General features: G+C 42.4%; 19 protein-coding genes. All 19 read right to left on the bottom strand.

The features are described from left to right. Positions 1-66: 66 nt before the first annotated feature. Positions 67-333: a hypothetical protein gene (locus tag ACWA50_RS04180; RefSeq protein WP_431054060.1), complete on the bottom strand. Its 267-nt coding sequence runs from the start codon at positions 331-333 to the stop codon at positions 67-69. Continuing rightward, entirely contained in the window at positions 326-1,768 is a 1,443-nt protein-coding gene (locus tag ACWA50_RS04175) for a VENN motif pre-toxin domain-containing protein (RefSeq protein ID WP_431054059.1), read from the bottom strand. The genes ACWA50_RS04180 and ACWA50_RS04175 overlap by 8 nt, the downstream gene beginning before the upstream one ends. 59 nt (positions 1,769-1,827) lie before the next feature. Continuing rightward, positions 1,828-2,283: a hypothetical protein gene (locus tag ACWA50_RS04170; protein ID WP_431054058.1), complete on the bottom strand. Its 456-nt coding sequence runs from the start codon at positions 2,281-2,283 to the stop codon at positions 1,828-1,830. An 83-nt stretch (positions 2,284-2,366) separates the two neighbouring features. Continuing rightward, complete coding sequence (locus ACWA50_RS04165) at positions 2,367-4,037, bottom strand: hemagglutinin repeat-containing protein (protein WP_431054057.1); 1,671 nt, start codon at positions 4,035-4,037, stop codon at positions 2,367-2,369. Positions 4,038-4,158: 121 nt separating this feature from the next. Beyond that, positions 4,159-4,491: a barstar family protein gene (locus ACWA50_RS04160; protein WP_431054286.1), complete on the bottom strand. Its 333-nt coding sequence runs from the start codon at positions 4,489-4,491 to the stop codon at positions 4,159-4,161. Beyond that, the gene (locus ACWA50_RS04155; RefSeq protein ID WP_431054056.1) at positions 4,491-4,703 is read right to left on the bottom strand and encodes a ribonuclease domain-containing protein; all 213 of its coding nucleotides are present in this window, start codon (positions 4,701-4,703) and stop codon (positions 4,491-4,493) included. Before ACWA50_RS04155 ends, ACWA50_RS04160 begins: the two co-directional genes overlap by 1 nt. Before the next feature lie 7 nt (positions 4,704-4,710). Continuing rightward, positions 4,711-5,253, bottom strand: a complete 543-nt coding sequence (locus ACWA50_RS04150) for a hypothetical protein (protein ID WP_431054055.1) — start codon at positions 5,251-5,253, stop codon at positions 4,711-4,713. Positions 5,254-5,325: 72 nt separating this feature from the next. Further along, positions 5,326-5,445: a VENN motif pre-toxin domain-containing protein gene (locus tag ACWA50_RS04145; RefSeq protein ID WP_449343129.1), complete on the bottom strand. Its 120-nt coding sequence runs from the start codon at positions 5,443-5,445 to the stop codon at positions 5,326-5,328. A 415-nt stretch (positions 5,446-5,860) separates the two neighbouring features. Further along, positions 5,861-6,388 carry a hypothetical protein gene (locus ACWA50_RS04140; RefSeq protein ID WP_431054054.1) on the bottom strand — a complete coding sequence of 176 codons (528 nt, stop codon included), beginning with the start codon at positions 6,386-6,388 and terminating at the stop codon, positions 5,861-5,863. After that, on the bottom strand, positions 6,385-9,333 hold the full coding sequence (locus tag ACWA50_RS04135; RefSeq protein WP_431054053.1) for a hemagglutinin repeat-containing protein: 2,949 nt from the start codon (positions 9,331-9,333) through the stop codon (positions 6,385-6,387). Before ACWA50_RS04135 ends, ACWA50_RS04140 begins: the two co-directional genes overlap by 4 nt. Before the next feature lie 60 nt (positions 9,334-9,393). After that, on the bottom strand, positions 9,394-9,933 hold the full coding sequence (locus ACWA50_RS04130) for a macro domain-containing protein (protein WP_431054052.1): 540 nt from the start codon (positions 9,931-9,933) through the stop codon (positions 9,394-9,396). Next, a complete protein-coding gene (locus tag ACWA50_RS04125) occupies positions 9,917-10,213 on the bottom strand; it encodes a hypothetical protein (protein ID WP_431054051.1) in 297 nt (98 codons plus the stop codon). Before ACWA50_RS04125 ends, ACWA50_RS04130 begins: the two co-directional genes overlap by 17 nt. Position 10,214: 1 nt before the next feature. Continuing rightward, entirely contained in the window at positions 10,215-11,384 is a 1,170-nt protein-coding gene (locus ACWA50_RS04120; protein WP_431054050.1) for a VENN motif pre-toxin domain-containing protein, read from the bottom strand. Positions 11,385-11,497: 113 nt separating this feature from the next. Beyond that, entirely contained in the window at positions 11,498-12,001 is a 504-nt protein-coding gene (locus tag ACWA50_RS04115) for a contact-dependent growth inhibition system immunity protein (RefSeq protein WP_431054049.1), read from the bottom strand. Positions 12,002-12,015: 14 nt separating this feature from the next. After that, a complete protein-coding gene (locus tag ACWA50_RS04110) occupies positions 12,016-12,186 on the bottom strand; it encodes a colicin E3/pyocin S6 family cytotoxin (RefSeq protein ID WP_449343118.1) in 171 nt (56 codons plus the stop codon). Positions 12,187-12,282: 96 nt separating this feature from the next. Beyond that, positions 12,283-12,753: an SMI1/KNR4 family protein gene (locus ACWA50_RS04105; protein WP_431054048.1), complete on the bottom strand. Its 471-nt coding sequence runs from the start codon at positions 12,751-12,753 to the stop codon at positions 12,283-12,285. A gap of 1 nt (position 12,754) precedes the next feature. After that, on the bottom strand, positions 12,755-15,754 hold the full coding sequence (locus ACWA50_RS04100) for a hemagglutinin repeat-containing protein (RefSeq protein ID WP_431054047.1): 3,000 nt from the start codon (positions 15,752-15,754) through the stop codon (positions 12,755-12,757). Beyond that, positions 15,751-16,359, bottom strand: coding sequence for a hypothetical protein (locus ACWA50_RS04095; RefSeq protein ID WP_431054046.1), 609 nt, complete (start codon positions 16,357-16,359; stop codon positions 15,751-15,753). Before ACWA50_RS04095 ends, ACWA50_RS04100 begins: the two co-directional genes overlap by 4 nt. After that, on the bottom strand, positions 16,328-19,147 hold the full coding sequence (locus ACWA50_RS04090) for a hemagglutinin repeat-containing protein (RefSeq protein WP_431054045.1): 2,820 nt from the start codon (positions 19,145-19,147) through the stop codon (positions 16,328-16,330). The genes ACWA50_RS04095 and ACWA50_RS04090 overlap by 32 nt, the downstream gene beginning before the upstream one ends. Between the last annotated feature and the right edge of the window lie 11 nt (positions 19,148-19,158).

Raw genomic sequence — 19,158 nt, 5'->3', positions numbered from 1 at the left:
TTACTTCCTTATTTACCCAATATCCTATAGGCAATAAATTTTGTTTATCAATAATATTTAGATTCATTAATAAGGCACACCTCTATTAACCCATACATCATCTATTAAATATTGGTCATTCTTTCTATTCTTACAGTCATCAACAAATCTAATAACTTCATCAAGATTATTTGGATAATTTGAAAACATATCATCATTTATTATATAATGCTCTTCATAATCGGCTATACCAATAGTTAATGGTATTGATATATAATATCTATTATCTAATGTATCTATCCCAATGGAAAAAAAATTATCTTTATTTACATAAATATCTTTAAATCTACTCATTTATTTTCCTTATTTCTAAATATTGATTAAATTTATTATCAAAATCAATAATAGCTTCAAGTTTACCATTCGGTAACTTCCCTCCTGGAACCCACTGTTCATTTACTCCAGCTTCATTTCCGCTTGGTATTCTTAAATTAAAACGATGTGGTTCATTAATATCTACTCTTAAAATATTGTTAGATAAATAATTCTCTGGCAGTCCAAGCTCTTTTTCTATAATTCTTAGATTTCCATTTGAATTTTCCCATAAAACATCTGCTTCTTTTTTGCTCAAAACAAAAGCTGTATTATCTCGTTGGGATAGCCCATATTTATTAAAATTACTTTCAGGAATAAACCTAACCGCCCCATCATCAAACTGAGATAAATGTGCATCTATGTACTCTTTAGGTAAATATTCTGTTGGATCTGGTCTCTTTCCTTTTTCAATCAATAGAATTTCATTAATTTTAGCCTCAGTTAGTGGGTAACCAATCGGGCTAGAAATAACATCAGTTTTACCCAATTTCACCGCACTTTTAGCTCCTGTTTTCACCAGATTTAAAGCCCCTGCTGTACTGCCAATTACGCCGAGTTCGGTTGATAAATACACCTGCATCCGCATCACATCCGCTTCTCGTGTTTGACCACTGGCTTCTAATCTATCCGCTTCCGCTAATTGTGATTTTATGTTGTCTGAAATCGTTGTAATTGGTGCTTCAGCAAAGGCTTTAATCGCCCGCCCCATCTCACTTAATTGCGCTTGTGAAACTTCGTCGCCCGTCATCGCTTTTGCTGTAATCGTTGCCAGTTCAACAGAATCCGTAATCCCCTCTTTTGCAATTTTGACTAACGCTTCTCTTGCCACGTCCTCTGCATATTCGCGTTTCGCATTGGCATATTGGGTGGCAATATCTTTATATTCTCCATGTTGTATTTCAGCTTTTGGATCACCATAACTATAAAATGCTGAACTCAAGGTAATCAGTTCATTTGCACAAGCTGTGGTCATTCCACCATAACAAGCAAGCTGCAAATCCTTATCTCGCTGATGATCCAGTTTCACTAAGTCTGTTAATTCTTGGGCTTCCTCTTCCGTTAAGCCTTCTTTTTGGCGTTTGGCAACGAGCTCTAGCTGTCGTGCAAGCTCTTGTTTAAATAAATAATTATTCTCCACCGCACTTTCCGCTGTCACCTGCCCAATCGCGGCATTAGCAAGCGTATCAGCGAGGTTCGTCGTGCCGTTTGTCGCGTTGCTCGCCATCCCTGCCGCCAATGCCCCTGTCAGGCTGCTGAGGGCGGTGATGTTCTGTTTCTCGCGCTCGTTTAGGTCGCTCGCCTTTTTGCCGTAGAGGGTTTGTGCCAACAGCTCTGCCGCCGCTTCCCCCGCTATCCCTGCCGCCGCACCACCCAACGCACTGCCGCCGTTAACTTGCGCTTCTACCGCACCCAAAATACCGTGCAGGATAAATTAGATTGGCCCGGCAATTTTATTTAATATTCCACCAATTATTATGGAAAATCAGGTAACGAAAATATAATTTTCTCCACTGTGCCCTTTGGATATCTAATCTCATTAAAGCTCTTTTCATTATCAAAGCTATAAAAAAGTCTTTCACTATCACCAGAATAACCCATACATAGTCCCAATTGAGTATGTCCTCCTCCCAACTCTGTAACTTCTATTGCAAATACATCTTTTAATGTCAGTTTACCCCATTTATTTACATCAAAATTCTTTTCCCCAAATTCTCCATTTTTTGTTATTCCTGCTGGATAGTATTTATTAACAAATGACTCTTTTAAATTAGAAAAAACTATTTTCAAAGTATAAAGTTCATCATTTCCAGCTGGATATATAGTCTCTCCTATTAAAATTTTTATTTCTCCAAAATACCACCCTCGTTCAATTTCATCACAAGACCAGAAAAAACCAAAATCATTTGTTTCATTGATTAACTTATTCATAATTATCCCTTACTTTAAGTTTGGATTACGTTTTTGATCAGGATATAGCTTTTTTAAGCTAGATTTTTGGCGATTGGTTAATATTAATGGGCTACTTTTATCTGATGTAGAACCCGCCCAATGCCAACTGTGGGTACTATCCCCCATAAACCTATGAATGTTACCATTTGAATCAATGGTGAATCTTTGCTTTTCAACCTGTACTGATTTATTAAATAAATCCAAAGAATTTGTCGGTTCAATCCCTGCATTAGGTCTATTCCCCGCACCGCCCTTTGATTGGCGTTTTCGGTGTCGCGCGAAAGTGCTGTCGGGGTTTCGCCGTCTCTCACATCGAGGTTGATGTTTTGGCTGACCGCACTTTGTGTCGTGCTGCTGTCGCTTTTATTCATGTTGCCCAGCAAGCTCGCCGCCATGCCTATCGCTTGGGTTGGGCTCATGCCGCCACTGCTTGAAACCCCTGCGCTAATACTCTGAATACTGATGTCGCTGTGGTTTTCAATATTCTCTGTGGTTAAACTGCCCGTGCTGAAGCGGTTTTTGCTTGCCTCTGCTTGGCTGTCTATTACCGCCCCTTTCAGGTGCGTGTTGCCCCCAACATGAAGGTTCATGCCGTCTTCGCCCACTCTCAACCCTGTCTGTTCAGTCACTTGTGCATAGTTCACTTTGCCTTTGCTCAAGCTGGCATTGACCGAACCGCCGCCACCTGAGCCGTAAGTGATAGAGAAGCTGCCGCCGGCTTGCACCTGTTTGCTGTCATAATGGTTGCTGTCTTGGCGGCTAGCGAGGGTTAAATCCCCTGCAATCGTGCCGTCCAGCCGTTTAGCGTTAATCACCGCACCGGCTGCCGTGGTGCTGCCTTGGCTGTTTAAGGTCAGGTTTTGTGTGTTGATGTCGCTGTTGCGTTGAATCACGCTGTCGCTGTTCTCTCTGCCTTTGCCGACCTGTGCCGAGCCTTCAACGCCAAAACCGTAGCTGTTGCCGTTCGAGCCGACGAACACGCCTACGCTCCAACCGCTGTTTTTATTGTCGCTGCGGTTGCGGTATTCATCTTGCACCGATTGAATATTGATGTCACCTGCCGAGTCAAGTGTAGTGTTGATGGCATTCAGGCGTGAGCCGAGAATATCAAGGTTGCCTTCCGTCGTGCGCAAGTTGATATTACCCGCATTGATTTCACTGCCGCTGTGGGTTATCTGTTGAGTATGGCTGGTCGATTTGGATTGGCTCGAACCGACACTGAGCGAGATTTTCACCTGCGGATTCGACGTCGCCCCCTCTTGCATTGCGCCGTTCATCATATTGCCGATGGTGTCCGCCGTGTTCGCGGCAGCCTGTGCCGCCATCGCCGCTTCCGTCGCCGCTTTCACTTGGTAAAGTGCGCTCAAACGGCTGTCTTTCACTTCTCCGCTGCGTTTCAGGCTTTGCCGTGCTGCTAACGCGGCGTCCGTCACCGGCGTGGACAGTGCCACGGTTAAACCCGACTGCTTAAATTCATGTTTTTCGCTGCTTTCGATGATATCTTTGCCCGCTTCCACTTTCAGTGTCTTGCCGCTGATATCAATCGCCTTGTCCGCCTGTGCAATCAAATCGGTACCGAGAATATTGACATGATTGCCCGCTTGGATAGTCACATTGCCGGACAAACTACCTACCGCCGCACGCGCATCACTTTGGGTCGTGCCTTTTTCGTCGTATTGATGGGATTGGCTTTGTGAACCGAAGGTCAAGCACAAGTTTGTAACTGGTGCCAAAAAACCTTGGCATTGATTGTAATAATCATTATTAAACAATCTCCACTTCACCCCTTTTTTCCCTTATACAAGATTATTCATTTAATAGCACCAGTTACAAACTTGTGCTATCACAGGTATTTTATTCTAAATAAAACTTAAATGGGAATTTATCCTTATACTGACTAAATACTTCACATTTATATTTAGACTCTGATGCAACATAGGTTAGGACATTGACTATTTTATAAAACTCATCATCTCCCAAGTATTTTTTTGAAACATCATGATCACACCAATATAATACCGAATTCAACCCTGCCCCCATACTCATTACATCTCTCAGAGCATCAAGATTATATCCATAACCATGAATAAAAAACTCAGCATTTAAAGCATCTCCTATTTTTTTATGGAATGACTTTGTATCTTTTATATTATTACCATCAATATAAATATGCTTTATATTATTCATCACTTCCATCTCCCCATTGGTTCAATGGTGTTATAATGATCTCTTGTAAAATATAGCAAACCATCATTCGAGTATAATAATCGTTCCCCACCTCTACTTTTTGTGCCATTATAATTAACGTCAGCTTCATACCATATGCGATCAATAGCTTTTGGTAACAATCCATTACTATTTAAATAAATATCACCACCAAGTATTTTTCCATCTGGCACAGGTTTTTTACCTGTGCAACCACCCTAAACTTTCAGCCTTAAATTTACTAACATAATTCTCTGGTAATTTTCCTGTATTCTTTAAGCTATCAATCAAATGATTAGCCGCTTGCTGAGTTTTTAGATCTAATTTCAATGCTTCATATATTGCTGCATTATGTGCTTGATGATTAAATTCGGTTATAGGATAACCTACTGTTTTATCTACAACAGGCAGCTTCTCGTTTGCACTAACTCCTTTAGGCAAATTCTTAATCGGTATTGCAATCCCGGTTAAAATACCGGATAAATGTTCAAGCGCTGTCTGATCTCCATAATAAGCATTATTTGCCATTGACTTTATTGCATTCCAGCTATCACCATTCATCAGGCTATTTAACGCATCTACTGCTCCCTGATTTTTTGAAGCTAAATCTTTTTTAGCCTGCCCACAATAACTGTCGCCAATCGCACAGGTTATTAAAGCAGCACTTGCATCAAAAGCGCCATCTAATGCAAGGACACCAAAATCACCTGTTTCAGCGATAACATTAATAACACCGTTAATCAATTGAGAGGCTGTATTATGACCGAGTTTATACCTCACTTCTTGCTTATAACGCGCTTTATCTTCTTCTAATTTTCACCTAAATTCATCACCATATAATGAATTATTCTCCACCGCCCGTTTTCCAATCTCTGCACTCACAACCGCACTTTGGGTGCTGTCGCCGACCAAGGCGCCGCTTAAGCCTGCGGCAATTTGGCTTAGCGCCGAAACGGTTTCTTTTTGCTCTTCGGTAAGTTTATCCGCTGTTGTACCGTAAAGCTGTTCGGTGATGATTTTTGCCGCTAACTCGCCGCTTGCCGCACCCGCTGCGTCCGCAGCGGCATTGTTGCCGGTGGCGTAGGCTTCAATCGCGCCTAATACCTTTGTTTAATATTAAATTGGTCAAATTCATCAATATTAAAGTCCGTTGATATAATTACTATTGCTGAAAATATTTTATTACCACCTTCTTTCAGACCCAAACACTGAATAAAAACATTAATATCTCCAATTAACTCTATCATTGGCATTAAAATTTCTTCTCTCAACTTTCCATTTTTCTGCAAGATAGTATTTGTTAAGAAATGAATCAATTACCACCCATCAAACACTAGCTTTAACCTAAATATTATTGCACATTAATTTCATTAATAAATTTATATATTTTATTCACTAAAATCTTAAGATTGTTAATGTCTATATTAACTTTAGTTACAATATCGTTATAATGAAAAACTAAATATTCCCCACACTTTCCTTTAAAAACATAAATCTCCAACCCAGAATCTCCCAATTCTGCCACTTCCAATTCAACACCAATTTTTTGGGGATATTTTTTTTTAAAATCATCATCTGGAATAATCTGATGAGGAGTGTCATAAAAATAACCAAGTCTTGATATTACCGCTTCTTTAAATAGTTCTCTCCCATCAAGGATATCACTATTTTCATAGTAAAATTCACCTTCAGAAAATTGCAATAGTCCTGCCATATACTCAGTTATTAGATTTATCGTCCAGCCAGTGCCAAATGCTGGATATATTTTTTCTTGAAAAATAAAATTAAAAGCACCATATAAAAAAGAATTATCTTTTTCAAGTATATCTATATGTACTAGAAATTTTTTATCAGGAAACTCATCATATCCAAAAATCATTTATTTCCTCCTTCTAATCTTTTTATTTCTCTATTAAATTTTTTAAGCTCTCTATTTTTGGACATTGGTGAAATAGTATCACCTGTACTTCCAGCCCAATGGAAAGCGCCTACTCCATCCTTACTTTCATTGAAAAATCTATGAATATTTCCTTTTGTATCTATTGATAATCTTATTTTAGGATCAGATGTTTCGATAGAACTATTAAATAGTTCTAAAGAATTTGTCGGTTCAATCCCTGCATTAGGTCGATTTCCCGCGCCCCCCTTGGTATGTTTAGGATTCGATTGATAAATTAGACCATTACCAGCCGCTATTGGTTCAGGGTGAGGTATCGCCGATGTTTTCTTGATAATTCTAACATTACCAAAATTTGACCCTATTGTTCCCGGCTCTACAATCACCTCATATTGGGCTAACGATTTAACCTTATTAAGAATACCTTGAGGGTTAATTTTAACGCCTGATAAAGCTCCCGCTATACTATATCCTGCTAAAGTATAGCTCGCTAATTCTTCCGACTCCTCCTGACTAAACCCATAATTTTTATAACCTTCTACATATCCTTCATACATAACTCGGGCAACATTAGCTTCAGGTGTTGTGCTATTCAATAAGTCAGCAATTTCCTGATAGCCTTGTTGTTTTTCTTTTGGCAAATGATAAGCTAGTGCCGTATAAGTTTCTTTTGCTGCAATAGCATCTTTCCTTGCCTCTGCACATTCTGCACTATATGCACTTCTGCAAGCATCAAGTAACGCTTTGTTTGTCGCCAAGTCTTCTTGAATGAGCTCCTCTAATCGCTCTCTGCCTTTTTCTGTTAACTCACCTTTTGCTAACTGATTTAATAAATATGTTTTTTCTTGATGTTTAGCACTGTTTAAATAATTATTCTCAACCGCACTTTCCGCTATCGCTTGCCCAGTTGCCGCATTAACAAGTGTAGTTGTGCTATCCGTAGCTGTTCCATCTGCCTGTGCCGTCACCGTTGCCGCCAATGCGCCGCTCAAACTACTCAACGCCGAGATATTTTGCCGCTCCCTCTCATCTAGTTCACTTGCACTTTTGCCGTAAAGGGTTTGTGCCAACAGCTCTGCCGCCGCTTCCCCCGCTATCCCTGCCGCTGCGCCGCCCAACGCACTGCCGCCATTTACTTGCGCTTCGACCGCACTTAGGATGCCGTGCAAGAGCAGGTTCGCCTCTTTATCGACGTTGCCTTCTTTATCTGTTGTCGACGCTTTAATAAGTTTGTTCGCTTCCGGTGAAAGTGCGGTTGCCAATAGCTGTGTTGAGCTGCCGTTGGCGAGTGCGAGGCTGATAACTTTGCTGGCGGTATCCAGTGCCCGGCTGTAGTCACCGCCCGTTCCCCATGCCTCCGCTTGGCTTTTGGCTGCGTCGTAATCGGCTTTGGCTTGTTCATATTGCGCTGGATTGCCGCGTTTTGCCGCTTGTTCGAGCTTGGCTTGGGCTTCCGCCTGTTCGGCTTGGGCGGCAGTGTGTTGCTGTTTGCTGAAGCTCGCTACCCCTGCACTGATGTCCGCAACCGCACTTTGCATGGCTTTTTGTGTCGCAAGCGTTGTGTTGATGTCTTTTGGTTTTTCGGTTTGCGCGTTGCCTGTTGTGCTGTCGCTGTTAATCCCCAACGCTGCCGCCGTGGTTTGGGTTGGTTGGCTGTCTTTGTCGAGGATAATGGTGCCTTCGCTCAAGGTCGCTTTGGTGACGCTGCTATCCTTGCTGCGGCTGTACATCGGCAAGCCGCCCGTCGGGCTGACGTCCGTCACTCGTTCCGGCTCGCCTTTGTCGTTTTTGATTACCTTGCCGTTTTCGTCCTTGTTCAAGTCCGAACTCGCGCTCACCCCAATGCTCGCACTCACCGCCTTGCTCTCACTACGGTTTTCAATGTCGTTGAAGGTCAGTTTGTTGGTAACAAGGCGATTTTTGTCGGTTTGCTTGCCCGTGATGGCGCCGCCGTTCAAGTGAACATTATTCGCCTCCACATCATAGTGCTCTTCGGCAAACAAACCGCTTTGACGATTGACCTGTTGACGATTGGCACTGCCTTGTTGTGCGCTTGCGTTGGCACTCGCCTCCCAAGCCGTACCGAACGACACCTGCACCCGTCCGCCGACACTGCTGCCGCTGCTTCGCTGCTGCTCCCCGTCTTGTAAACTGTTAATCGTCAAGTCGCCGCCAATCCGGGTTTGAATCTGTTTGGCATGCACCTCCGCACCGTTCAACGTGGTGTCGCCTTGGCTTTTGACGATAACCTTATCCGCATCCACAACACTATTATGATGATAAATGCCTTCACCCTGCTGACCGCTGCGGTTATAACCGGCTTCAACATAAGCATAGACCCCCGTTTGTTCGCCGACGGAATAACCCACGCCCACTTGCGCGCCGCTGCTGCGTTGGCTGCTTTGTTGGCGATAACCGTCCACGCCCGCATTCAGTAAAATCTTGCCTGCCGCGTCAAACTCAACCGTACCGCCCGACGTGCGCTTGCCCTCACTGTCTCGGGTGGTGAGAGTGGTGTAGGTCGCATCAATATTGCCGCTGCGTGCCGTCAAACTTACACCCTCTGCCCCATTGAGATGGTTGCCAACCGCACTTTCGCTATAACGGGCGCTGTCGCTTTTCGATTGGCTAAAGCCAACGCCGACTTCGCCTTTTATCAGATAACCTTTGTCCGATAAGCCCTGGTAGGTGCCGTAGCCTTTGGCTGCCAGTGCCGCGGTTTGCAACGCGTTTAAACGATCGTTGGATTTGGCGTTTTTGGAGGCGTGTTGATCTTGGTAATCAATAGACACGCCATCACTAAAATGTACAAAGTTACCTACCGCACTTCTGCGCTCAGAAGGCGTTTTCGATTTTGCCAGCTCCGAAACAACAATAAATTGTTGTTGGGATTGGCTGAAGATTATACGGTAGGTGTTTTTGTTCATTAATATTTATGCAATTACTTTTAATTAAATTTTAAAACTCTAAATTTCGCAAATAAAACCTCAACTTCTATAACCATCAACAATATTTAAATAATGATTATAATTTTCAAAGTCGTAACATACAAAATTAACCCTCTCGACAAAATCATTACTTATCAAGAACTCACATGTAGATTTCAGTGCAATTTCGGCAGCTTGTTTTTTGGGAAAGTTATATCTTCCCGTTGATATATTTGGAAATGAAATGCTTTTTAGTCCATAATACTTCATTAAAGAAAAGCAAGTATTATATGTTTTTTCTAAAATGAAATTTTCATTATGTAGCCCATCTTGCCATACAGGACCAACAGCATGGAAAATATATTTTGCAGGTAGATTACCCGCGCTTGTAGCAACTGCATTTCCAACTTTACAGCCACCCTGCATAGCTTTAATTTTATAACATTCCTCTAAAATTTTCTTTCCTCCAGCTCTATGTATCGCCCCATCAACTCCGCCGCCACCCAAAAGACTTGTATTAGCTGCATTAACAATCACATCAACAGATATTTTAGTAATGTCACCTTTTATAATAAATATTTTATTAAAAATATGTTTCATGAATTATCCTATCAAAATCCAAAAATAAATTTTCATTTAATTCATCTGGAGAAAATAATCTATGATAAAGATCTTGTTCAAGAAGCATATCAAACAAATATATTTCAATCCAATTACCACTCCAAAAATCAAACATTCCAACATACCTTAAACTCTTACTAGAAAATTCAAATCTCTTTAAATCTCCAAATTGCCCTTCTCTATAATAACTTTCTTTAAAATCAAAAAACACTTTCATTTCAGGATAAATATTGAGGTAAAAAATTTCTATTAAATCCATATTATTTTTCATCCAAAATTTTTATATTATTTATTTTAGGTGATAGCTCCCCTCCCTGTTTCATTAATCTAAATTTTTGAGAAGATAAGGCTTCTTCACTAATAGTTTTAAACCATCCCTCTTTACCCCCTTGTATTAAGCTATTAGTAGGTAAATTAAATTCAACATATACACTACCTTTTGGTGCAGCCCCCCTAAAATCAGATGCTCCATTCAAAGATATGAAAGTCTGTCCTCCCGCACCTGAAATCATTTTTTGATCTTTTTGTATACGTTCTAATTCATACTTTGACATCCAGCGTCCAACTCTTATATGCTCAACACCATCTATTTTTGCTTTTTCTCCTAATTTTAATGGTTGATAATTATTTACAACACCTGTAACTGGAAGATCTTTTAAATATTCAGTCGCTATTTTAAAATCTTTATCTTTTGTGTTAGTTGAAGATATAGGTGAATTTACTCCACGCCCAATCACAACGCCACTTTCCCAAGCGTTACCCCAGTGTTCAGTATCTTTTAACTTGTTATCTAATCCAACCCCGTCATAACCTAAGTCTCTTAAGCTCTTTTCATCAAAGATCCGATAAATATCACTGTCACCACCGCCTGCATAATGACCAACAACCTCTGATACATCGTTCTTATATAAGCGACTTTCAGCTCCAACTTCTCTACCTGAAACTAATGCGCCTTCCGCCATTTTTGGCAAAATAGTTGAAATAATATCGGTATAATCATTTCGACTTATTATTTCGTTTTCTGCCAATTGCTTAATGATTTCAAGCCCCTCAGAAGTCGCTTGACTGTTCAATACTTCGATTTGTTGGCGACAACTGTCAGTTATACAAGCGAGATACGCCTCTGTAAAATCTTCTGTAGATTTTACACCGTTTTCTTTCAACAATTCGACTAGAGCTTTATCCTTTTCAGATCTCAGATAGCTTTCACCCTGACGATTTAAAAGCGCATTATTCTCCACAGCACTTTCCGCTGTCGCCTGCCCAATCGCGGCATTAGCAAGCGTATCAGCGAGGTTCGTCGTGCCGTTTGTCGCGTTGCTCGCCATCCCTGCCGCCAATGCCCCTGTCAGGCTGCTGAGGGCGGTGATGTTCTGTTTCTCGCGCTCGTTCAGGTCGCTCGCCTTTTTGCCGTAGAGGGTTTGTGCCAACAGCTCTGCCGCCGCTTCCCCCGCTATCCCTGCCGCTGCGCCGCCTAAAGCGTATCCCTGGATTTCATTAATTTTAGCTTCAGTTAATGGATAACCAACAGGACTTAATTATATTATTTCCTATAAATACTCGTGCAATATTTAAAAGCCTCTCTTATTTTCATCCCTAATTCTTCATCTGAAATTTCTAATGGATATTCAAATTCAATTGCTGTCCCATCTTTTTTCTTAACCGCTGTCGATCCATCAAGAGAATCCTGATGATGAGGTGTTATTGTAATATTATCTTCCATATCAATAGATAAAAAATCCATAGTGTTATATATTGCTTTTCTACTTTTATAGCCAAAGTGTTCTTGTAACTGTTGCTCTATTTTTTTACCAAATAATTGCACCTCACCTGAATTAAATATCTTATAAAACTCATCTAATGGAATCTCTCTGCTTTTTAACAAAGCCTCTTTTGCGGATTCACCTAACATTTTATCATCAATATCCACTGGCAAAAAAACAGGATCTTGTTCAGGATCTGACATTGATAACAACCCTTGTAAAAAGTAAGTAATTAAAATTACATCCTTATTTTTTCTTATTAAAATATTTTTTGATTTAGCCATTTTATTTCACTTTTTTAATAATGATTTCCATGCTTATTATATTTTTCTAAGGATCCATGCTGAGAACCCCATTCATAAATGTTACCATCCTTATCTTTCCATCTATTCCTCAATTTAATACCCCCCTGCACTGGCGTTTTCTCTTTTGATCTTACTAGATTAGAAAATCCTGTAATATCTTCCATCTTCGGAGCAGGATGAGATTTCTAACCTTTATTTAAACATTTTTTATTATTCCTGCTGGATAGTATTTATTAAAAAATAATTCTTTTAAATTAGAATCAATCATGTAATAACTCTATAAACTCCTCAAAGTTTTTTGCCACAAGATTAACTACTGGATTCATAGTTCCATCAGCATCCTGAATATAATCATCGTGATATATTAAAACCACTTTCGGCTCTTCATCAACCTCTAAAAACCTATAATCAAAACAAATATAATCGCCATTACCACTAACACCAAAAGGGACTATACCTTTCATATCATCATAAAATGGAAAAAGCTCCAATTTTGAATATATATTATATGGATTAACCTCACCATACCCTAAAAAACAAATATCCCTATCATTAATCTCTCCATCTAAATCAACATAATCAAAAATATCATTTTCAAGCCTTAAGAAATTGTGATTACTTATTAGATGTTTATAAGAACTGGGGAATTTAATCTTCATTTTCCTTTCAAATTCATTAATTAAAGAAATATCTACTTTTCCATTATCTCGATAAACCTTCAATAGTTCCATATTATTTTCCTTTTTGTAAAGAACCTTGCCCTATATGCTTAACCGCATCATGTATATTTACAGGTACTAACTGCATATTATTTGGTGATGACTGTGCATTATGATGCCAAGTATAGCCCGTGATAGTGCTTTTCCCTTTTTGCATGTCCTCTAATTGCTGTAGTGTAAATTTACTTTTCATAATAGGATCATCCTTTATCACAATCCACATATCCCGTGATGCCTGTCTCATTTGTCCTGAATAGCTTTTACTATTATCAATTTTGGTTGAAAAAACTGCAACATCATCGAATATAGGTAATCCCTTTGAATCATAAGGAATATTTGCAATTTCTTTTTTATTACCAAGTGTATCTGGCTTAGAATAAATTTTAACTGCTTTGTTACCCTCAGACTCAATAACAGAAATTTGTTCACCTGTCTTTAAGATTCTATCTGTTGCTGTTGCCCTAGAATTATTTACAACAGTAGTAGATTTCACATTATTCTTACCATACTGTTTTTCAAATGACTCCCTCCAAGTATGTGATTGATAAAATCCAACAACATCATTGTCTTGTAATAATATTTTTGCTTGATCAATATTTTTTTGAGCTTGTTTTAAATCGCCTGCTTTCTCTGCATTTCGAGCTGCTGTATATAACTGCTTAGCTTCTTTAAGTGATTTTGTAACCACCTCAGCGCCAGGAATAACTCCGACTAAAGCTAAAGCAAAATCAATACCATCCTCTGCCTCTACAAACGATTTTACATCACCTACAACAGGCGTAAAATCAGCTAAAATCCCTGCAACTGTCCCCCCAGCTCTTAGTGTTTCCATAAGCTCAGGGTTATTCTTCTCCATTTGCTCTATTGCTATGCGATTTGCCTCCTCTTCTAATGCTTTTGATTTCGCTACATTAGCCCAATCTACTTGAGGGTTAGATTCAATTATAGATAATAAATTCCCCTCAACCGCACTTTCCGCTATCGCCTGCCCGGTTGCCGCATTAACAAGTGTAGTTGTGATATCCGTAGCTGTTCCATCTGCCTGTGCCGTCACCGTTGCCGCCAATGCGCCGCTCAAACTACTCAACGCCGAGATATTTTGCCGCTCCCTCTCATCTAGTTCACTTGCACTTTTGCCGTAAAGGGTTTGTGCCAACAGCTCTGCCGCCGCTTCCCCTGCTATCCCTGCCGCTGCACCACCCAACGCACTGCCGCCATTTACTTGCGCTTCGACCGCACCTAAGATGCCATGAAGAATTAGGTTAGTGGTTTTGTCCACCTTGCCGTTTTCGTCTGTGGTCGCATCCTTAATCGCTTGGTTTGCCAGCGGAGAAAGGGCGGTCGCCGTCAATTGTGTCGTACTACGGTTGGCTATCGCCAAGGTGATAACCTTGGTTGCCGTGTCAACCGCCCGCTGATAACTGCCGCCCGTACCCCAAGCTTTTGCTTCACTATCGGCTTGTGCATAGGCGACAACCGCTTGCTCATAAGCCGCCTGATTACCGCTTTGCTGCGCATTTGCCATGGCTTGTGCGGCATCGGCTTTTTTCGCTTCCGCCACTTTGCGCTGTTGGGCGCTGTAGGCACTCACGCCTGCGCTGATGTCCGCAACCGCACTTTGCATGGCTTTTTGTGTCGCAAGCGTTGTGTTGATGTCTTTTGGTTTTTCGGTTTGCGCGTTGCCTGTTGTGCTGTCGCTGTTAATCCCCAACGCTGCCGCCGTGGTTTGGGTTGGTTGGCTGTCTTTGTCGAGGATAATGGTGCCTTCGCTCAAGGTCGCTTTGGTGACGCTGCTATCCTTGCTGCGGCTGTACATCGGCAAGCCGCCCGTCGGGCTGACGTCCGTCACTCGTTCCGGCTCGCCTTTGTCGTTTTTGATTACCTTGCCGTTTTCGTCCTTGTTCAAGTCCGAACTCGCACTCACCCCAATGCTCGCACTCACCGCCTTGCTCTCACTACGGTTTTCAATGTCGTTGAAGGTCAGTTTGTTGGTAACAAGGCGATTTTTGTCGGTTTGCTTGCCCGTGATGGCGCCGCCGTTCAAGTGAACATTATTCGCCTCCACATCATAATGTTCTTCGGCAAACAAACCGCTTTGACGATTGACCTGTTGACGATTGGCACTGCCTTGTTGTGCGCTTGCGTTGGCACTCGCCTCCCAAGCCGTACCGAACGACACCTGCACCCGTCCGCCGACACTGCTGCCGCTGCTTCGCTGCTGCTCCCCGTCTTGTAAACTGTTAATCGTCAGGTCGCCGCCAATCCGCGTTTGAATCTGTTTGGCGTGCACCTCCGCCCCGTTCAACGTCGTATCGCCTCGGCTTTTGACGATAACCTTATCCGCATCCACAACACTATTATGATGATAAATGCCTTCACCCTGCTGACCGCTGCGGTTATAACCGGCTTCAACATAAGCGTAGACCCCCGTTTGTCCGCCGACGGAATAACCCACGCCCACTTGCGCGCCGCTGCTGCGTTGGCTGCTTTGTTGGCGATAACCGTCCGCGCCCGCATTCAGTAAAATCTTACCTGCCGCGTCAAACTCAACCGTACCGCCCGACGTGCGCTTGCCCTCACTGTCTCGGGTGGTGAGAGTGGTGTAGGTCGCATCAATATTGCCGCTGCGTGCCGTCAAACTTACACCCTCTGCCCCATTGAGATGGTTGCCAACCGCACTTTCGCTATAACGGGCGCTGTCGCTTTTCGATTGGCTAAAGCCAACGCCGACTTCGCCTTTTATCAGATAACCTTTGTCCGATAAGCCCTGGTAGGTGCCGTAGCCTTTGGCTGCCAGTGCCGCGGTTTGCAACGCGTTTAAACGGTCGTTGGATTTGTCGTTTTTGGAGGCGTGTTGATCTTGGTAATCAATAGACACGCCATCACTAAAATGTACAAAGTTACCTACCGCACATCTACGTTCAGAAGGCATTTTCGATTTTGCCAGTTCTGAAACAACAATAAATTGTTGTTGGGATTGGCTGAAGATTATGCGGCAGATGGTTTTGTTCATTTTTTATCAATACTAGGATCTATATAATAATCGAAAAACTCATTTTTACCGCAATATTGTAAAAATTCAATTCCCATTGAAAAATTCTCATTCAATGTAATTACTCCAAATCCAGTATCATCATGAGGGTATAGTGCAATCTGTAATTTGGGATTAATAAGAAAACAAACTTGCCCTACTACCTTGCTGTATGACAATGCCATAACCATCTCGCAAAATGGAATAAAGAAATCGTTATCAAAATGAATGCTTAAATGATTCGCTAATAAAGGAGAACCATCTAAATATTTTATATAGTTATCAGTTAATGGTTTAAGATACCCCTTTTCTTTAGAAATCTCATAAATACCATTATAGTCATTAAATCTAGGATCTAAATCAGCTTTATCATCAAAACATAATGCCGAAATGAGAATGAAATCATTTAGATCATTTGAGAAAAAATTATAAAATAATTCACAAGCAAGTTTTATTCCATTTAAAGGTTCAACTAATTCTGTTTCTTCAAAATAGCCAATCCATGTTGAACTACTGCTAAATCCATTAAAATTAATATTAGCCAAATGAATATTTTTATTTGCTGTCAATTTTGATAATTTTTCCATCACTAACTCCCACTGTTATTTTTTTAGTTTTGCTTGGGCTATTTTTCCCTAAACCAACTTTCCATTCCCCGAGTTTATCTGAATGTTGTGTATTACTTTTTTCCCATATTTCATCAGTATAATTATTTTTATACTGACGACCGTTTTTAGTAAAATCTTCAGGATTAGTAGTAGGAGTTCTAACAAAGTCCCCAATATTTGCGCTATTTACTTTTTTCTTAGGCTTATCAAAATAATTTTCAGCCGAAACAAGATTATCTTCCCAACTCCCAATTTTAATTTCAGAACCTGGTAACACTCCAGTATTTTCAGGAACATGAATTTGATCTCCCCCAGTATTATTAGGTTTTTCATAATCACTCGGATATTGTATTCCTCCTGTATCCGTAATAATAATTCTTGGATCAATTATTTGTTTGCCGCCATACGTCGTAACAACAAGGTTAGGATCTACTGGCATAAATCCGCCACTACTGGTTGGTATCCAAACATTGTTACCAATCAAAGGTTCGCTATCTAAAATTTTACTATTTAAAAAAGCAATTTGTTCAGAGCTCAGTTCAGCTATTTTTTCAGGGTTCTTAAAAGCCCCTATTTTCAAAGCCTCTTCTTGTTCATTTTGAGATAAATCAGTCGAAATAGCCGCACCAAGACCAATCATTTCTGCAAGGGCTTGCTGACAAGCTCTTGCACAAACAAAAGTAGCCACTCTACCAGCAATTGCAAGATTATTATTCTCAACCGCACTTTCCGCTATCGCTTGCCCAGCTGCCGCATTAACAAGTGTAGTTGTGCTATCCGTAGCTGTTCCATCTGCCTGTGCCGTCACCGTTGCCGCCAATGCGCCGCTCAGACTACTCAACGCCGAGATATTTTGCCGCTCCCGTTCGTTCAGTTCACTTGCACTTTTGCCGTAAATGGTCGTGGCAAGCAGTTCTGCTGTCGCTTCCCCCGTCATCGCTGCCGCCGCACCGCCCAACGCACTGCCGCCGTTAACTTGCGCTTCGACCGCACTTAGGATGCCGTGCAAGAGCAGGTTCGCCGCTTTATCGACGTTGCCTTCTTTATCTGTTGTCGACGCTTTGATAAGTTTGTTCGCTTCCGGTGAAAGTGCGGTTGCCAATAGCTGTGTTGAGCTGCCGTTGGCGAGTGCGAGGCTGATAACTTTGCTGGCGGTATCTAAGGCACGGCTGTAGTCACCGCCCGTTCCCCATGCCTCCGCTTGGCTTTTGGCTGCGTCGTAATCGGCTTTGGCTTGTTCATATTGCGCTGGATTGCCGCGTTTTGCCGCTTGTTCGAGCTTGGCTTGGGCTTCCGCCTGTTCGGCTTGGGCGGCAGTGTGTTGCTGTTTGCTGAAGCTTGCTACCCCTGCGCTGATGTCCGCAACCGCACTTTGCATGGCTTTTTGTGTGGCAAGTGTTGTGTTGATGTCTTTTGGTTTTTCAGTCTGTGCGTTGCCTTTGCCGCTGTCGCTGTTAATCCCCAACGCGGCCGCCGTGGTTTGGGTTGGTTGGCTGTCTTTGTCGAGGATAATGGTGCCTTCGCTCAAGGTCGCTTTGGTGACGCTGCTATCCTTGCTGCGGCTGTACATCGGCAAGCCGCCCGTCGGGCTGACGTCCGTCACTCGCTCCGGCTCGCCTTTGTCGTTTTTGATTACCTTGCCGTTTTCGTCCTTGTTCAAGTCCGAACTCGCGCTCACCCCAATGCTCGCACTCACCGCCTTGCTCTCACTACGGTTTTCAATGTCGTTGAAGGTCAGTTTGTTGGTAACAAGGCGGTTTTTGTCGGTTTGCTTGCCCGTGATGGCGCCGCCGTTCAAGTGAACATTATTCGCCTCCACATCATAGTGCTCTTCGGCAAACAAACCGCTTTGACGATTGACCTGTTGACGATTGGCACTGCCTTGTTGTGCGCTTGCGTTGGCACTCGCCTCCCAAGCCGTACCGAACGACACCTGCACCCGTCCGCCGACACTGCTGCCGCTGCTTCGCTGCTGCTCACTGTCTTGTAAACTGTTAATCGTCAGGTCGCCGCCAATCCGCGTTTGAATCTGTTTGGCGTGCACCTCCGCCCCGTTCAACGTCGTATCGCCTCGGCTTTTGACGATAACCTTATCCGCATCCACAACACTATTATGATGATAAATGCCTTCACCCTGCTGACCGCTGCGGTTATAACCGGCTTCAACATAAGCGTAGACCCCCGTTTGTCCGCCGACGGAATAACCCACGCCCACTTGCGCGCCGCTGCTGCGTTGGCTGCTTTGTTGGCGATAACCGTCCACGCCCGCATTCAGTAAAATCTTGCCTGCCGCGTCAAACTCAACCGTACCGCCCGACGTGCGCTTGCCCTCACTGTCTCGGGTGGTGAGAGTGGTGTAGGTCGCATCAATATTGCCGCGGCGTGCCGTCAAACTTACACCCTCTGCCCCATTGAGATGGTTGCCGACCGCACTTTCGCTATAACGGGCGCTGTCGCTTTTCGATTGGCTAAAGCCAACGCCGACTTCGCCTTTTATCAGATAACCTTTGTCCGATAAGCCCTGGTAGGTGCCGTAGCCTTTGGCTGCCAGTGCCGCACTTTGCAACGCATTTAAGCGGTCGTTGGATTTGTCGTTTTTGGAGGCGTGTTGATCTTGGTAATCAATAGACACGCCATCACTAAAATGTACAAAGTTACCTACCGCACATCTACGTTCAGAAGACGTTTTTGATTTTGCCAGCTCCGAAACAACAATAAATTGTTGTTGGGATTGGCTGAAGATTATGCGGTAGGTGTTTTTGTTCATTGATTTATCTG

The sequence above is a fragment of the Testudinibacter sp. P17/SS/0325 genome (assembly GCF_053570765.1).
Note: the sequence above shows the minus strand (reverse complement) of the source record. Positions and strands in the feature narration are given on the sequence as shown.

Excerpts from the sequence above, each read along its gene's own strand:
- ACWA50_RS04110 (WP_449343118.1), bottom strand. The coding sequence starts at position 12,186 with ATGGAAGATATTACAGGATTTTCTAATCTAGTAAGATCAAAAGAGAAA.
- ACWA50_RS04180 (WP_431054060.1), bottom strand. The coding sequence starts at position 333 with ATGAGTAGATTTAAAGATATTTATGTAAATAAAGATAATTTTTTTTCC.
- ACWA50_RS04160 (WP_431054286.1), bottom strand. The coding sequence starts at position 4,491 with ATGAATAATATAAAGCATATTTATATTGATGGTAATAATATAAAAGAT.
- ACWA50_RS04140 (WP_431054054.1), bottom strand. The coding sequence starts at position 6,388 with ATGATTTTTGGATATGATGAGTTTCCTGATAAAAAATTTCTAGTACAT.
- ACWA50_RS04095 (WP_431054046.1), bottom strand. The coding sequence starts at position 16,359 with ATGGAAAAATTATCAAAATTGACAGCAAATAAAAATATTCATTTGGCT.
- ACWA50_RS04170 (WP_431054058.1), bottom strand. The coding sequence starts at position 2,283 with ATGAATAAGTTAATCAATGAAACAAATGATTTTGGTTTTTTCTGGTCT.
- ACWA50_RS04125 (WP_431054051.1), bottom strand. The coding sequence starts at position 10,213 with ATGGATTTAATAGAAATTTTTTACCTCAATATTTATCCTGAAATGAAA.
- ACWA50_RS04130 (WP_431054052.1), bottom strand. The coding sequence starts at position 9,933 with ATGAAACATATTTTTAATAAAATATTTATTATAAAAGGTGACATTACT.
- ACWA50_RS04090 (WP_431054045.1), bottom strand. The coding sequence starts at position 19,147 with ATGAACAAAAACACCTACCGCATAATCTTCAGCCAATCCCAACAACAA.
- ACWA50_RS04115 (WP_431054049.1), bottom strand. The coding sequence starts at position 12,001 with ATGGCTAAATCAAAAAATATTTTAATAAGAAAAAATAAGGATGTAATT.
- ACWA50_RS04100 (WP_431054047.1), bottom strand. The coding sequence starts at position 15,754 with ATGAACAAAACCATCTGCCGCATAATCTTCAGCCAATCCCAACAACAA.
- ACWA50_RS04135 (WP_431054053.1), bottom strand. The coding sequence starts at position 9,333 with ATGAACAAAAACACCTACCGTATAATCTTCAGCCAATCCCAACAACAA.
- ACWA50_RS04105 (WP_431054048.1), bottom strand. The coding sequence starts at position 12,753 with ATGGAACTATTGAAGGTTTATCGAGATAATGGAAAAGTAGATATTTCT.